The organism is Antarcticirhabdus aurantiaca, from assembly GCF_009765365.1.
Lineage (GTDB): Bacteria > Pseudomonadota > Alphaproteobacteria > Rhizobiales > Rhizobiaceae > Antarcticirhabdus > Antarcticirhabdus aurantiaca.
Genome location: NZ_VTOM01000020.1, coordinates 1 through 13,566 on the forward strand (window position 1 = coordinate 1; position 13,566 = coordinate 13,566).

13 protein-coding genes are annotated in these 13,566 nt (G+C 69.1%); 7 read left to right on the plus strand and 6 right to left on the minus strand.

Translation table 11 applies throughout. From position 1 onward, the window contains the following. Both FZN60_RS29030 and FZN60_RS20915 read right to left on the minus strand, forming a co-directional pair. Nucleotides 1–1,051: methyl-accepting chemotaxis protein (locus FZN60_RS29030; RefSeq protein WP_246727038.1), on the minus strand; the 1,051-nt coding region annotated here is incomplete at its 3' end. 196 nt (nt 1,052–1,247) lie between these two features. Next, the gene (locus tag FZN60_RS20915; RefSeq protein WP_158875459.1) at nt 1,248–1,694 is read right to left on the minus strand and encodes a DUF2383 domain-containing protein; all 447 of its coding nucleotides are present in this window, start codon (nt 1,692–1,694) and stop codon (nt 1,248–1,250) included. Between the two features lie 200 nt (nt 1,695–1,894). On the opposite strand from FZN60_RS20915, the gene FZN60_RS20920 reads away from it, so the two are divergent. Beyond that, complete coding sequence (locus FZN60_RS20920; RefSeq protein WP_199266614.1) at nt 1,895–3,514, plus strand: peptide chain release factor 3; 1,620 nt, start codon at nt 1,895–1,897, stop codon at nt 3,512–3,514. 17 nt (nt 3,515–3,531) lie between these two features. Then, nucleotides 3,532–4,131 (plus strand): tyrosine phosphatase family protein, encoded by a 600-nt coding sequence (locus tag FZN60_RS20925; RefSeq protein WP_158875460.1) that lies wholly within the window; start codon nt 3,532–3,534, stop codon nt 4,129–4,131. A 244-nt stretch (nt 4,132–4,375) separates the two neighbouring features. Here FZN60_RS20925 and FZN60_RS20930 read toward each other — a convergent pair whose 3' ends face one another. Both FZN60_RS20930 and gph read right to left on the minus strand, forming a co-directional pair. Continuing rightward, nucleotides 4,376–4,627 (minus strand): DUF2188 domain-containing protein, encoded by a 252-nt coding sequence (locus tag FZN60_RS20930; protein WP_158875461.1) that lies wholly within the window; start codon nt 4,625–4,627, stop codon nt 4,376–4,378. 96 nt (nt 4,628–4,723) lie between these two features. Beyond that, nucleotides 4,724–5,440, minus strand: coding sequence for a phosphoglycolate phosphatase (gene gph / locus FZN60_RS20935; RefSeq protein WP_158875462.1), 717 nt, complete (start codon nt 5,438–5,440; stop codon nt 4,724–4,726). 137 nt (nt 5,441–5,577) lie between these two features. Between gph and FZN60_RS20940 the strand changes: the two genes are divergently transcribed. Next, entirely contained in the window at nt 5,578–6,414 is an 837-nt protein-coding gene (locus FZN60_RS20940; protein ID WP_158875463.1) for a transglutaminase-like domain-containing protein, read from the plus strand. Between the two features lie 9 nt (nt 6,415–6,423). Here the strand turns inward: FZN60_RS20940 and FZN60_RS20945 are convergent, their stop codons facing one another. Together FZN60_RS20945 and FZN60_RS20950 are read right to left on the minus strand one after the other, a co-directional pair. Then, on the minus strand, nt 6,424–6,936 hold the full coding sequence (locus FZN60_RS20945) for a MaoC family dehydratase (RefSeq protein WP_158875464.1): 513 nt from the start codon (nt 6,934–6,936) through the stop codon (nt 6,424–6,426). Beyond that, the gene (locus FZN60_RS20950; RefSeq protein ID WP_158875465.1) at nt 6,936–7,760 is read right to left on the minus strand and encodes an SDR family oxidoreductase; all 825 of its coding nucleotides are present in this window, start codon (nt 7,758–7,760) and stop codon (nt 6,936–6,938) included. The genes FZN60_RS20945 and FZN60_RS20950 overlap by 1 nt, the downstream gene beginning before the upstream one ends. Nucleotides 7,761–7,869: 109 nt before the next feature. On the opposite strand from FZN60_RS20950, the gene FZN60_RS20955 reads away from it, so the two are divergent. The 4 genes from FZN60_RS20955 to ngg all read left to right on the plus strand — a co-directional run bounded on the left by FZN60_RS20955 (nt 7,870) and on the right by ngg (nt 13,563). Beyond that, entirely contained in the window at nt 7,870–8,910 is a 1,041-nt protein-coding gene (locus FZN60_RS20955; protein ID WP_158875466.1) for an alcohol dehydrogenase catalytic domain-containing protein, read from the plus strand. Nucleotides 8,911–8,974: 64 nt separating this feature from the next. Further along, the gene (locus FZN60_RS20960) at nt 8,975–9,853 is read left to right on the plus strand and encodes a DMT family transporter (RefSeq protein ID WP_158875467.1); all 879 of its coding nucleotides are present in this window, start codon (nt 8,975–8,977) and stop codon (nt 9,851–9,853) included. Nucleotides 9,854–9,980: 127 nt separating this feature from the next. Beyond that, nucleotides 9,981–11,756, plus strand: a complete 1,776-nt coding sequence (locus FZN60_RS20965; RefSeq protein ID WP_158875468.1) for an N-acetylglutaminylglutamine amidotransferase — start codon at nt 9,981–9,983, stop codon at nt 11,754–11,756. Nucleotides 11,757–11,772: 16 nt separating this feature from the next. Further along, nucleotides 11,773–13,563, plus strand: a complete 1,791-nt coding sequence (ngg, locus tag FZN60_RS20970) for an N-acetylglutaminylglutamine synthetase (RefSeq protein WP_158875469.1) — start codon at nt 11,773–11,775, stop codon at nt 13,561–13,563. Nucleotides 13,564–13,566: the final 3 nt, after the last annotated feature.

Consider the following 13,566-nt stretch of genomic DNA (forward strand, 5'->3'; position numbering starts at 1 on the left):
CGGTGATCTTCTCGGCGATGGTGCGCATGGCTTCCACCGACTGGGCGACGGCGGTGCCGGTCTTCTCGGCGTTGACGTTCGCCTGGGCGGCGATCTTCTCGGTCTGGGCGGCGTTGTCGGCGTTCTGACGCACGTTCGCGGTCATCTCCTCGACCGCGGCCGAGGCCTGCTCAGAGGCGGCCGCCTGCTCGGTCGAGCCGGAGGAGAGCTGCTCGGCCGTCTGGGCCGACAGGGCCGAGCCGGAGGCCACCTGGCTCGACGACAGGCGCACCGCGCCGACGATCTCCGACAGCTTGGTGCTCATCCGGTTCATGGCGCGCAGGAGGTCGCCGATCTCGTCCCGGCTCTTCGCCTCGACGCGGCGCGACACGTCGCCGGCGCCGATCGCTTCGGCAAGTTGGACCGCCTCGCTCAGGGGCCGTGTCAGGCTGCGCGACAGAGCCCAGCCGCCAAGGCCGAGGAGCGCGGTCAGGCCGACGAGCCAGAGGCCAGCCTCGATCATCCGGCGCATCATCAGGGCATCGATGTCGTCGGTGTAGATGCCGACGCCGATCACCCAGTCCCAGGCTGGGATGTATTCCGAATAGCCCATCTTGGGAGAGGGCGTCTCCTCGCCGAGCTTCGTCGTCATGTAGCGGGTGTATTCGCCGCCGGCCTTGGCGTTGGCGATCAGCTCGCGCACCATGTAGACGCCGTTCGTGTCGACCTTGTCCCAGACGTTCTTCCCCTCTTCCTCCTGCTTGGGGAAGATGGTGCGGTTGCCCTTCGAGTCGTAGCCGAAGAAGTACTCGTTGTTTCCGAACCGCATGGGTCGAATCGTCGAGCGCGCGATGTCCTGGGCGGCCTCCTGGCTCAGAGCGCCGGCCTGCACCTTCGCTTCCAGGTCCTCCACCATCGTGTGGATCGACTGGATCTGGATCTTGAGCATCGCTTCGCGATCCGTCCACAGCTGGTCACGGATCGTGACGAGCTGGGCGGCCAAAGCGGCGGTCACGATCACGACCGCAAACGCCACGTAGGCGGCAAGTTTCTTCGCGACCGTCAGGCGCATCGCTCCGCATCTCCACTAGAACCAGAGGGAGCCGGCACAATGCGACACGCTAATTAATTCCACCTTACGGTAGGTTTCCTTCGCACTTTCGCAGTGTAGGTGATCTTTTCGCCTGTCGCGGTCGCGATACGAGGGACGAGCCGGCCGGCCTCGGATGGAATCGGCCGGCTCCGCCCTTCGATCGATCGTGGCCGCGTTAGGCGGCGGCTGCGGAGTCCATCCAGGCCTTGTGCCGGTCTTCGTCGGCGAAGGCTTGGCGGAAGAAGCCCTGGGCCTCGGGCGGCGCGGCGTCGTTCCGGGCGGCCTGATCGTAGGCCATCTTGGTTTCGATCTCGTTGGTCGCCATGGCCTTCAGCACCGTCCGGTCGCCGACGAGGCTGGCGAGCGAGATCTTGCCCGTGGTCAGCATCTGCTTGGCGTCGCCCTGCGTCGGCGGCGTCACGCCGAGCGCTCCGGCCATGCGGGTCAGCTCGGCGACGTGGCGCTCGTGATCGCCCTTGAACTCGGCGATCTTCTGCTTGGCGACGGGATCGTCGAGCTTATCGATGGTCTTGTCGTAGGCTGCGATCGCGTCGTGCTCGAGATAAAGAAGGTTCTCGACCATCTTCTCGAAGGTGGACTCGGTTCCGACTGTGGTCACCATTGAAGGGGGTCTCCTGTTGAGCCGGGTCAATGGCGCGGCGGAAGAGGCCGTTCCTCGGCAAATCTTTAGGCAGACAACCCGTAGACAGCCAAGCGAGGCGCGGTGCGCCTCTTGCAAGGAGGTTCCCCAGGGTTCATGTGAAGCGCGACCCCGAGACGCCCCGCATCGACCCGGTTTTCGCGGCCAAGGACCCTTTTCGCATGAACGTCATGACCTCGCCCGCCGCGAGAGCCCCTGTTGTGCAAGGCCCGGCGACGCGCCGCACCTTCGCCATCATCTCGCACCCGGACGCCGGCAAGACGACGCTGACGGAGAAGCTGCTGCTGGCCGGCGGCGCGATCAACATGGCGGGCGCCGTGAAGGCGCGCGGCGAGAACCGGCGTGCGCGCTCGGACTGGATGGAGATCGAGCAGTCGCGCGGCATCTCCGTCACGTCGTCGGTCATGACCTTCGAGCGCGAGGGCATCACCTTCAACCTCCTCGACACGCCCGGCCACTCGGACTTCTCCGAGGACACCTACCGGACCCTCACCGCCGTCGACAGCGCGATCATGGTGGTGGACGCGGCCAAGGGCATCGAGGCCCAGACGCTGAAGCTCTTCGAGATCTGCCGCCTGCGCGACATTCCGATCATCACCTTCGTCAACAAGGTGGACCGCGAGGGCAAGAACCCTTTCGAGCTCCTGGACGAGATCGAATCGACGCTGGCCCTGTCCGTCGCGCCGATGGTCTGGCCGGTCGGCATGGGCTCGGACTTCGCCGGCTGCTTCGACCTCGCCTCCGGCGACTTCCTCCATTCCAAGGCGCGCGCCCACGGTCCCTTCGACACCGTGACGCCGACGAACGGCGTCCTCGACGCAAAGCTCGACGGGCTCGTGCCGGAACACGTCGTTGGCCATTTCCGCGACGAGGCGCAGCTCGCGACCGAGGGCTACGCCGCCTTCGATGCCGAGGCCTACCGCCAGGGACACCTTACCCCCGTCGTCTTCGGCTCGGCGCTGCGCGACTTCTCCGTCGACCAGCTCCTGAAGATCGTCGCCGCCCACGCGCCCTCCCCACGGCCACAGCCCTCCGACAAGGGCGAGGTGGAGCCGACCTCCAAGGCGGTCTCGGCCTTCGTCTTCAAGGTCCAGGCCAACATGGATCCCAACCACCGCGACCGCGTCGCCTTCGTTCGCTTCTGCTCGGGCCACTTCAAACGCGGCATGAAGCTGAACCACGTGCGCTCGGGCAAGGCGCTGGCGATCAACAACCCGATCTACTTCTTCGCGCAGGAGCGCGCGCTCACCGAGGAAGCCTTTGCCGGTGACGTCATCGGCATCCCGAACCACGGGACGCTGCGCGTCGGCGACACGCTGACGGAGGGCGAGAGCTTCCGCTTCACCGGCCTGCCCTCCTTCGCCCCCGAGGTGATGCGCCGCGTGCGCCTCGCCGACACGATGCGGGTGAAGCAGCTGCGCCAGGCGCTGGAGGACCTCGCCGAAGAGGGCCTCGTCCAGGTCTTCCGGCCGATCTTCGGCTCGAACTGGATCGTCGGCGTCGTCGGCCCGCTCCAGCTCGACGTCCTCGCCTCGCGCATCCGCGGCGAGTACAAGACCGAAATCTCCTTCGAGAGCGTGCCCTACACCACCGCCCGCTGGATCTCGGCGCCCGACGAGAAGACGCTGCAGACCTTCATCGAGGCGAACACCATGCAGGTCGCGCGCGACCGCGACGAAAGGCCGGTCTTCCTGCCGAAGGACTCGTGGGAACTGAACTACGCCCGCAAGCACTTCCCGAGCGTCGAGTTCGCCGAAACGCGCGAGCTCGTCTCCTCCTGACCGGTCCCGAGAGCCTCATGAATTCCGAGTCTGCCCTTCCGACGAAGACCATCGCCGTTTCGACCCGCACGATCTGCGGCATCGAGGAGCTTCCCTCGCTGCAGAGCGCGGGAGTGACGCACGTCCTGTCGATCCTCGATCCCGGCTTTCCCGAGCTGCCGGCCTTCGAGGCCTATGGCGAGCATCGCCGCACGACGCTCCACTTCCACGACATCATCGACCCGCTCCCGGGCCAGATCATGCCGAAGCTGGACGATCTCGAGGCGATCCTCGCCTTCGGCTCGGACATCGCCGAGACCGGCCGGGACGGCCACCTTCTCGTCCACTGCCACATGGGCGTGTCGCGCTCGACCGCAGCGATGATCACGCTGATGGCGCAGAGCGACCCGGACGATATCGAGGACGACCTCTTCGCGCGCCTGCGCGAGATCCGCCCCCGCGCCTGGCCGAACTCCGTGATGATCGGCTTCGCCGACGATCTCCTGTCGCGCCAGGGCCGCCTCGTCGAGGCGCTGCGCCGCCACTACGCCCACCAGATCGAGCACGAGCCGCGGCTGGTGGAATGGATGGGCAATCTCGGCCGCTCCCGCGAAGTGCAGATGGCGACGAAGGGGTGAACGGCCGCGACCTCGCCCGGTAATGGCGCCTCCCCTCGCCCGCTCGCGGGAGAGGGGTCCGCAAGGACGGGCGAGACGAGCGGCTCGACCAGGGGACGGCGAAAGCCGGCCGGGTGAGGGTGTCGGCCGCGCAAGCGGCCAGCAAAAAACGTCGCGACGCGTCGCGTGCCTTCGACAGCACCCTCATCCGCCTGCCGGCACCTTCTCCCGCCAGCGGGAGAAGGGACAAGCGTTGCCGCCGCGCCTAGCTCTTGCCGCCGTCCACGACCCGCGTTTCCGGTCGGTCGTCGCCGCGGGCGATCTCGTCGTGCCACTGGCCATCGGCGTCCTCGTAGGTGATGCCGTCGGTCTCGCCGGCCAAGCTCTGGCGGGCGGCGGCGTCGCGTGCCGCCTTCAGCGCGGCGTCGTGGTTCGGATAGGTTTCCGAGAAGACGTCGCCGACCTTGTAGGCCCAGCCGCCGTCGTGCTGGACGATGGTGTAGGTGAGTTCGCTCATCTCGTCTCCTCGGATCCTCCGGCGAACCGCGCGGGCGCCCTCGCCCGCCGGTCCTTGCCCGTCGAACGGCGGTGGAGCCCCACGCGTTCCAGCGCTTCAGGATCCGTGGCCTACGGGACCGAGCGCGGCGAAATACGGCTCGATCGCGTCGAGGCGATCCACGACGGCGTCGGCACCCAGGTCCTCGGCCGCGAGCGCAGTATAGCCGCCGCGCAGCACCAGGATCGGCATCCCCGCCGCGCGCGCCGCCGCCACGTCGTTCTCGCTATCGCCGACGAAGAGAACGTCGCCTGGATCGATCCCGGCGCGCTCGGCGGCCAGCAGCAGAAGCCCGGGCGCCGGCTTCTTCTCCGGCCCGGCATCGCCCGCGACGACGACGGCCATCAGGTCCTCCAGCCCGAAATGGGCCAGGATCTCGCGGGTCTCGGCCTCCGGCTTGTTGGTGACGCAGCCGATCGCGATCCCGGCCTCGTTCAGCCGCCGCACGGTCTCGCTCGCGCCGGCGTTGAGCGTGGAAAGCCGCGCCGCCCGCGGGCCGTAGATCGACAGGAAGCGCGCCACGACCTTGTCGCGGGTTGCCGGGTCGATGTCCTTCCCGAGGCTCGCATAAGCGCGCTCGATGAGGACGGGCACGCCCCGCCCGACCATGCGCGTCACCGCTTCCAGCGTGAAGGGCGGCTCGCCGTAGCTTGCCAACGTCTCGTTCAGCGCCTCGTGGATGTCGGGGACGGAATCGACCAGCGTTCCGTCGAGGTCGAAGAACACGGCCTTCGGCCAGGACGAGGTGTCGCGGTTCGGCGTTGGATCGGGCATGCGCACTCCCTGGCAGACCGGCCGAACGATAGCGCCGCATTGGGAACACGTCGATGGCCGGGAACCTTTCGGCGCCGCGCATCTTTTCGCAGCGCCACAAACGCTGGGGTTGCGGCACGGTAGAGGGAACGAGGCTCATGCGGTTCAAGGTCGGGTGCCGTCTCACCTACGACGCGAAGGTGGATTCCGGCTTCGTCTTCAACATCCAGGCCGCGCATTGCGAGAACCAGACGGTTCTCGAGGAGAAGCTCGTCGTCGAGCCCGACGTGCCGCTCGAAACCTACGTCATGCCCGAAAGCGGCAACCGCTACATCCGCTTCCAGGCGCCGAAGGGGGCGGTCTCGGTCACCTACGACGCCGTGGTCGAACACACGCCCGAGCGCCGCGATCCGAAAAGCGTGTCGGCGATCGACCTCAAGACCCTGCCCTTCCCGGTCCTGCCGCACCTCTACCCCAGCCGCTTCTGCGAGTCCGACCGGCTCCAGCGCGCCGCTTTGTCGGACTTCGGCGACCTGCCCCCCAGCCACGAGCGCGTGACGGCGATCTGCAACTGGATCTACGAGCGGATCGAGTACCTGCGGGGGTCTTCCGACGCCCACACCTCGGCCCTCGTCACGCTGGTCGATCGCGCCGGGGTCTGCCGCGACTTCGCCCATCTCGGCATCGCGCTCTGCCGCTCGCTCGGCATCCCCGCGCGCTACGTCAGCGCCTATGCCTGGAAGCTCGACCCGCCCGACTTCCACGCCGTGTTCGAGGCCTATCTCGGCGGGCGCTGGTACCTCTTCGACGGCACGCGCCAAGCCGCACTCGACGGTCTGGTCCGCATCGGCATCGGCCGCGACGCCTCCGAGGTCGCCTTCGCCGACTTCGTCGGACAGGTCGAGCCGACGGACATGACGGTGTTCTGCGAGGCCGTCGAGGAGCCGGCCGACGACCAGCCGACCACCGACGCGATCAGCCTGTCCGAGAGCTGAGGCGCCGTCTCAGCCCACCGGAGCGTCGAGGACGGCGAGCGTGATCCAGTGCGCGGAGAGCGCGGGCTTGGCCGCCCCCTCGATCTCTACGTCGACGGCCCAGTGCGTCTGAAGGCTGACGGCGCGCTCCACGAGGTCGACCATTCGGAAGCTTCCGCGCACCCTGGCGCCGGCCTTTACCGGCGTGATGAAGCGCACCTTCTCGAAGCCGTAGTTGACGCCCATTCGCGTGCCGATCACGCCCGGCAGCGCGTCATAGGCGAGCACCGAGAGGAGCGACAGCGTCAGGAAGCCGTGGGCGATCGTGCCGCCGTAGGGCGTCTCGCGCGCCGCGCGCTCGGGATCGACGTGGATGAACTGGAAATCGTTGGTGGCATCGGCGAAGCGGTCGATCATGCCCTGGTCGACCGTCAGCCAATCGGAGACGAGCGGCTCGCCCTCCTTGTGCGCGCGATAGGCGTCGATCGGCACGAGCCGGGCGCGCAGCGCCGCTTCGGTTTCGGCCACGCTGGAAAAAGCCATCATTCGTCCCCGAAAAGCGCCGGACCGGACATCACGGCGATGCCCCCGTCGATCGGCAGGATCGCGCCGGTGACGTAGGCGCCCGCCCGGCCGCAGAGATAGAGCGTCGCGCCCGCGATGTCCTCGGGCGTCCCCATGCGCCCGAGCGGCACGCCCGCCGCGGTGCGCGCGGCGCCCTCGGCCGTGCCCGTGGCGAAGGCGGTCATTTTGCTCGGGAAGGGTCCCGGCGCGAAGGCGTTGACGGTGATCCGGCGGCCGGCGAGCTCCTTGGCGAGGATGCGCGTCAGGTGGTGCATGGCCGCCTTGGAGGCCGCGTAGGAATAGGCGCCGTCGCCGAGCGCCGCCGTCCCCATCACCGAGCCGAGATTGATCACCCGCGCCGGGTCTTCGTCCGAGGCCGCAGCGGCGAGCCGCGGCAGGAGGCGCTGCGTCAGCGAGAACGGCCCGGCGACGTTGACGGCGTGGACGCGCTCCCATGCGGCGTGCGGGAAGCTGCCGAGCGGCGCGCCCCAGGAGGTTCCGGCATTGTTGACGAGGATGTGCAGGTGCTCGGCGCGCGCCTCGACGGCCTCGGCCAGCGCGGCGACGCCCGCTTCCGTCGACACGTCGCCGGCGAGCGCTTCCGCGCGGCCCGGATGCCCTTCGGCGTTGATCTCCGCCGCCGCGGCCTCGCAGGCCTCGACTTTCCGCGAGGCGATCAGCACGCGGGCGCCGCCGCCGACGAGCGCGGCCGCGATCATCCGGCCGATGCCCGTCGCGCCGCCGGTCACCAGCGCGGTCTTGCCGGACACGCCGAAGAGCCGATCGGCGAGCGATTGCACCATGGGGTTCCTCCCGCTTGTCGCGCAGCCGGCTTGCCATGCCGGCCGCGCGCCTGTCCAGCGCCGGCTCCACCCCTATCTGCCGCAGCCAAGGCGCGAAGGGAGAAGATCCATGACGCTACCCGACACGATGCAGGGCCTCGTCTGCCGCGAGGACGGCTATTCCGGCCGTTCGGAAGGGCCGACGATCGAGAACCTCGCCGACTGGGTGAGCCTGGAAAGCCTGCCCGTGCCGCAGCCGTCAGGACGGCAGGTGCTGGTGAAGGTCGGCCTTGCCAACATCAACCCGTCCGACCTCCACTACATCAAGGGCGAATACGGCCAGCCCCGCCGCAAGGGCGTGCCGGCCGGCTTCGAAGCGATGGGCACCGTGGTCGCGGCCGGCAACGACCCGGCGGCGCAGCGGCTGATGAACCACCGGGTCGCGATCTCCGTGGTGAAGAGCGGCAGCGGCGCCTGGGCGACCTACGCCCTCACCGATGCGAGCACCTGCGTGCCGCTCCATCCGGGCTTACGCGACGAGGACGCGGCCGCGCTCATCGTCAACCCGCTCACCGCCTTCGCCATGGTGCGGCTCGCGAAGGAGGCGGGGGCGAAGAGCTTCGTCATGACCGCCGGCGCCAGCCAGCTCTGCCGCCTGATGGCGAGCTTCGGGCGCGACGAGGGGCTGACGCCCGTCGCGGTCGTGCGGCGCGAGGAGCATCGCTCGCTGATGGAAGGGCTCGGCGCCTTCGTCCTGAACAGCGCGCGCGACGACTTTCCGGCCATGCTGAAGCAGATGATCGGCGAGTGCGATCCGCGCATCCTCCTCGACGCCGTCGGCGACGAAGTGTCGGCCGCGATCTTCGGCTCCATGGGGCGCAAGAGCCGCTGGATCGTCTACGGCAAGCTCTCGCCGACGTCCCCGCCGCTGCCGAGCCTCGGCCAGCTCGTCTTCTCGGGGAAGCGCATCGAGGGCTTCTGGCTCACCGAATGGCTCGGCGCCGCCAGTCCGGACCAGCGCCGCGAAGCCTTCGAGACGGTGCAGGCCCGCTTCGTCTCCGGCGCCTGGAAGACCGACGTTTCCGAGGTCATGCCGCTCTCCGAGGCCCCCGATCGCCTCGCCGCGGCGCTGAAGGGCATGAACCGCGGCAAGGTGCTGCTGCGGCCTTGAACTTCGCGCGCCGGAGTGATCCTGTTCGCGCCGGGTCTTCTCCACATCGCGGACGGCACGGCGCATGGGCATCGATCGCACTCGGCTTCTCGGCATCGCCTTCGTCGCCGGGGCGACGGTGCTGTGGAGCTCCGCCGGCCTCTTCGTGCGCGCCATAGACCTCGACGTCTGGCAGACGCTCGGCTGGCGCGCCTTCTTCGCCGCGCTCTCGCTCTTCCTGATCCTCCTCGTCCAGCACGGCCGGCGCGTCGGCCGTGTGCTGGGCACGCTCGGCCCCTGGGGCTGGCTCGCCATCCCCGTCTCGGCCGTGTCGATGTACGGTTACGTCGCCGCGCTCACCATGACGACGGTCGCCAACGTCATGACGATGTACGCGACACTGCCCTTCCTGGCGGTGGGCATCGCTTATCTCTGGATGGGCGAGAAGCCCTCGCGCCGGGTGGTCGTCGCGAGCCTCGCCTCCTTCGCCGGCATCCTCGTGATGACGGCCGGGGCCGTGCGGCCGGCCGACCTCCTCGGCATCTTCCTCGCCTTCACGATGACGGCCGGCTTCGCCTTTCTCCTGATCCTGGCGCGGCGCGAGCCCGGCATGTCCATGGCCTCGATCAACGGCCTCGCCGCGCTCGTCTGCTTCCTCGCCTGCCTGCCGCTGATGCCGGCCGGCCTGCCGAGCCTGGAGCAGTTCGTGCTTCTCGCGGTCTTCGGCGTCACCACCAGCGCCCTCGCCTACCTCTTCTTCCTGCATGGCGGACGCTTCATCCCGCCGGGCGAGGCCGGCCTGATCGGCCTCCTCGACGTGGTGCTCGGGCCGCTCTGGGTGTGGCTCGCCTTTTCCGAGACGCCGGGGACGGCGGCTCTCGTCGGCACCGCGATCGTCCTCGCCGCCACCGGCTGGTACCTGTCGAGCAACCTGCCGCGGCGCCGCGCGGCGCCGCTCGCCTGACGCGAGCGGCCGACGAGGCTCATCCGGCGGTTGGAGCCTCGGATCCTTCGCCTATATGCGCTGCAACAGGCCGACGCTCTTCCTCCCGCGCCGGCACCCTGTTGTTCCCAGCGAGCGAGGCCGAGGCATGTGCGGAATCTGCGGTGAAATCCGATTCGACGGGACGGCGGCCTCGCCCGAGCGCATCGAGCGGATGGGCCGCTGCCTCGACCGCCGCGGGCCGGACGGCGCCGGCCAGATCGTGCGCGGGCGCGTCGGCTTCGGCCACCGCCGGCTGAAGATCATCGACCTGTCGGAAAAGGCCGCCCAGCCGATGGAGGACCCGGAGCTGGGCCTCACCATCGCCTTCAACGGCTGCATCTACAACTATCCCGAGCTGCGCCGCGAGCTGGAGGGCCTCGGCTACCGCTTCTTCTCGACCGGCGACACCGAGGTCATCCTCAAGGCCTACCACGCCTGGGGCCGCGACTGCGTCAAGCGCTTCCTCGGCATGTTCGCCTTCGCGATCCACGAGCGCGAGAGCGGCCGCGTCTGCCTCGCGCGCGACCGCTTCGGCATCAAGCCGCTCTACCTGTCGCACGACGAGAACCGGCTCCTCATCGCCTCCTCGCTGCAGGCGATCGTGAAGGGCGGCGGCATCGACACCTCGATCGACCCGGTCGCCCTCCACCACTACATGACCTTCCACGCCGTCGTGCCCCCGCCGATGACGATCCTGAAGGGCGTAAGGAAGCTTCCGCCGGCGACCACCCGCATGGTCCAGCCGGACGGGCGCTTCGACGACGTCGTCTACTGGTCGCCCGACTTCGCGCCGCAGCCGGGCGACGACAGGTTGTCCGCCGACGACTGGCGCGACAAGGTGCTGGAGATGCTGCGCCTCGCCGTCGCGCGGCGCATGGTGGCGGACGTGCCGGTCGGCGTCCTCCTGTCCGGCGGCGTCGATTCCTCGGTCATCGTCGGCCTTCTCGCCGAGATGGGCCAGGCGGGCCTGTCCACCTTCTCGATCGGCTTCGAGGACGCGAACGGCGAGGTCGGCAACGAGTTCGAATATTCCGACCTCATCGCCAAGCACTACGGCACGAACCACCACCGGATCTTCGTGGCCGGATCGGAGCTCCTGGAAAACCTGCCGGGCGCGATCCGCGCCATGTCGGAGCCCATGGTCTCCTACGACAACATCGGCTTCTACCTCCTGTCGCGGGAGGTCTCGAAGCACATCAAGGTCGTGCAGAGCGGCCAGGGCGCCGACGAGGTCTTCGGCGGCTATCACTGGTATCCGCCGATGGCCGGCTCGCGCGACCCGGTCGCGACCTATGCCGAAGCCTTCTTCGACCGCAGCCACGACACCCTGCGCACCCACCTCTCGCCCGAATGGGTCGGCGACACGGATCACAGCCTCGACTTCGTGCGGAGCCACTTCGCCCGGGCCGGCGCCGAGGACCCCGTCAACAAGGCGCTGCGGCTCGACACCAACGTCATGCTGGTGGACGATCCGGTGAAGCGCGTCGACAACATGACCATGGCCTGGGGCCTGGAAGCGCGCGTCCCCTTCCTCGACCACGAGCTCGTCGAGCTCGCCGCCCGCCTGCCCGTTTCGGAGAAGCTCAAGCACGGGGGCAAGGGCGTCCTCAAGGATGCCGCCCGCCTCGTCATCCCGCACGCCGTGATCGACCGCACCAAGGGCTACTTCCCGGTGCCGCAGCTCAAATACCTCGCCGGCCCGACCCTCGACATGGTGCGCGACGCCTTCGGCTCGCAGAGGGCCCGCGAGCGCGGCCTGTTCCAGCAGGGCTATCTCGACACCCTCCTCGCCGAGCCGGCGTCCCACATCACGCCGTTGCGCGGCTCGGAACTTTGGCAGGTCGCCCTCCTGGAACTCTGGCTCCAGGAAAACGCTCTCTGACCGGGAGAACGAGACGATGAGCGATATCCGCTTCCGCGCCGGCGGCCACCGGCTCAAGCGCGCCCGGCTCCTGAGCGTGCGGCCCTCCACCTCGCAGAACGGGCTCGGCCGCGCCGCGACAACCGAGAACGCGATCCTCGACTGCGGCTGGGGACGGCTCGTCTTCGCGCAGACCTTTTCCGATCCGGCCAAGCTCGCGGCGGCGCTGCGCGAGGAAGCGCCCGATCGCCGCGACATCGCCTTCTACGTCCGCGACCCGCACGTCCTTCTCGCCCACGCGCCGGTCGAGCTGTTCCTCGACCCCTCGCACACCTATCGGCTGGACCTCGCCACCTACCGCTCCAGCCGGCGCCGGCCGCGCGGCTTCTTCGTGCGCCGCCTGTCCTCGGAGGCCGACGCCAAGGCGGTCAACCGCATCTACCTCGCGCGCCAGATGGTCGAGGTCGATCCCGAGTTCTTCTGGGCGAACCGCGACAGCCGCGTCCTCACCTACCTCGTCGCCGAGGACGAGACGACCGGCGAGATCCTCGGCACCGTGACGGGCGTTCACGGGCGGCCCGCCTTCGCCGACCCGGAGAACGGCTCCTCGCTCTGGTGCCTCGCGGTCGACCCGCAGGCGACCCATCCCGGCATCGGAGAGGCGCTCGTGCGCCGGCTCGCCGAGCACTTCCAGGCGCGCGGCTGCGCCCACATGGACCTCTCCGTGATGCACGACAACGAGGGCGCCATCGCGCTCTACGAGAAGCTGAAGTTCCGCCGCATCCCCTTCTTCGCGGTGAAGCGCAAGAACCCGATCAACGAGCGCCTCTTCATCGGCTCCAGCGAGGCGCTGTCGGGGCTGAACCCCTATGCCCGCATCATCGTCGACGAGGCGCGGCGGCGCGGCATCAACGCCGAAATCATCGATGCCAAGGGCGGCTTCTTCCGCCTCGTCCAGGGCGGGCGCTCGATCCGCTGCCGCGAAAGCCTGTCGGAACTGACCTCGGCGGTCGCCATGTCGATCTGCGACGACAAGTCGGTGACGCGCCGCCTCGTCCAGGGCGCCGGCGTGGCGGTCGCCGAGGCCGAGACCTATTCGGACGACGAGGCCCTCGCCGCCTTCCTCGATCGCCACGGCTCCATCGTCGTGAAGCCCGCCCGCGGCGAGCAGGGCCGCGGCATCGCGGTCGGCGTGACCGACATCGAGGCGGCGAAAGCCGCCGTCGCCGCGGCCAAGGCCGAGTGCGCCGAGGTGATCCTGGAGGCCTGCTTCGAGGGCGACGACCTGCGCCTCGTCGTCATCGACTACAAGCTCGTCGCCGCCGCTCTTCGCAAGCCGCCGGTGGTCATCGGCGACGGGCGCTCCACCGTGCGCCAGTTGATCGAGGCCCTGTCGCGCCGCCGTCAGGCCGCGACGGGCGGCGAGAGCCGCGTGCCGCTCGACGCGGAGACCGAGCGCTGCGTGGCGCTCGCCGGCTTCGCGATGGACGACGTGCCGCCGCAGGGCGCGCGCGTCACCGTGCGCAAGACCGCCAACCTCCACACCGGCGGCACGATCCACGACGTCACCGACATCGTCCATCCCCGGCTCGTCGAGGCGGGCATCGCGGCGGCCCGCGCCATCGGCATCCCGGTCACCGGCATCGACCTGATGATCAAGGATCCGGGCGAGCCGAGCTACGTCTTCATCGAGGCCAACGAGCGGCCGGGCCTCGCCAATCACGAGCCGCAGCCGACCGCCGAGCGATTCGTCGACCTCTTGTTCCCGCTGTCGGTGCCCGTATCTACGCGGACCGGATCGCTCGACCGATCGTCGGCAAAGGATTGACCC

What these genes read in the sequence shown, in the direction of transcription:
- FZN60_RS20915 (WP_158875459.1), bottom strand. Translation starts at nt 1,694, where the DNA reads ATGGTGACCACAGTCGGAACCGAGTCCACCTTCGAGAAGATGGTCGAG.
- FZN60_RS20920 (WP_199266614.1), top strand. Translation starts at nt 1,895, where the DNA reads ATGAACGTCATGACCTCGCCCGCCGCGAGAGCCCCTGTTGTGCAAGGC.
- FZN60_RS20925 (WP_158875460.1), top strand. Translation starts at nt 3,532, where the DNA reads ATGAATTCCGAGTCTGCCCTTCCGACGAAGACCATCGCCGTTTCGACC.
- FZN60_RS20930 (WP_158875461.1), bottom strand. Translation starts at nt 4,627, where the DNA reads ATGAGCGAACTCACCTACACCATCGTCCAGCACGACGGCGGCTGGGCC.
- gph (WP_158875462.1), bottom strand. Translation starts at nt 5,440, where the DNA reads ATGCCCGATCCAACGCCGAACCGCGACACCTCGTCCTGGCCGAAGGCC.
- FZN60_RS20940 (WP_158875463.1), top strand. Translation starts at nt 5,578, where the DNA reads ATGCGGTTCAAGGTCGGGTGCCGTCTCACCTACGACGCGAAGGTGGAT.
- FZN60_RS20945 (WP_158875464.1), bottom strand. Translation starts at nt 6,936, where the DNA reads ATGGCTTTTTCCAGCGTGGCCGAAACCGAAGCGGCGCTGCGCGCCCGG.
- FZN60_RS20950 (WP_158875465.1), bottom strand. Translation starts at nt 7,760, where the DNA reads ATGGTGCAATCGCTCGCCGATCGGCTCTTCGGCGTGTCCGGCAAGACC.
- FZN60_RS20955 (WP_158875466.1), top strand. Translation starts at nt 7,870, where the DNA reads ATGACGCTACCCGACACGATGCAGGGCCTCGTCTGCCGCGAGGACGGC.
- FZN60_RS20960 (WP_158875467.1), top strand. Translation starts at nt 8,975, where the DNA reads ATGGGCATCGATCGCACTCGGCTTCTCGGCATCGCCTTCGTCGCCGGG.
- FZN60_RS20965 (WP_158875468.1), top strand. Translation starts at nt 9,981, where the DNA reads ATGTGCGGAATCTGCGGTGAAATCCGATTCGACGGGACGGCGGCCTCG.
- ngg (WP_158875469.1), top strand. Translation starts at nt 11,773, where the DNA reads ATGAGCGATATCCGCTTCCGCGCCGGCGGCCACCGGCTCAAGCGCGCC.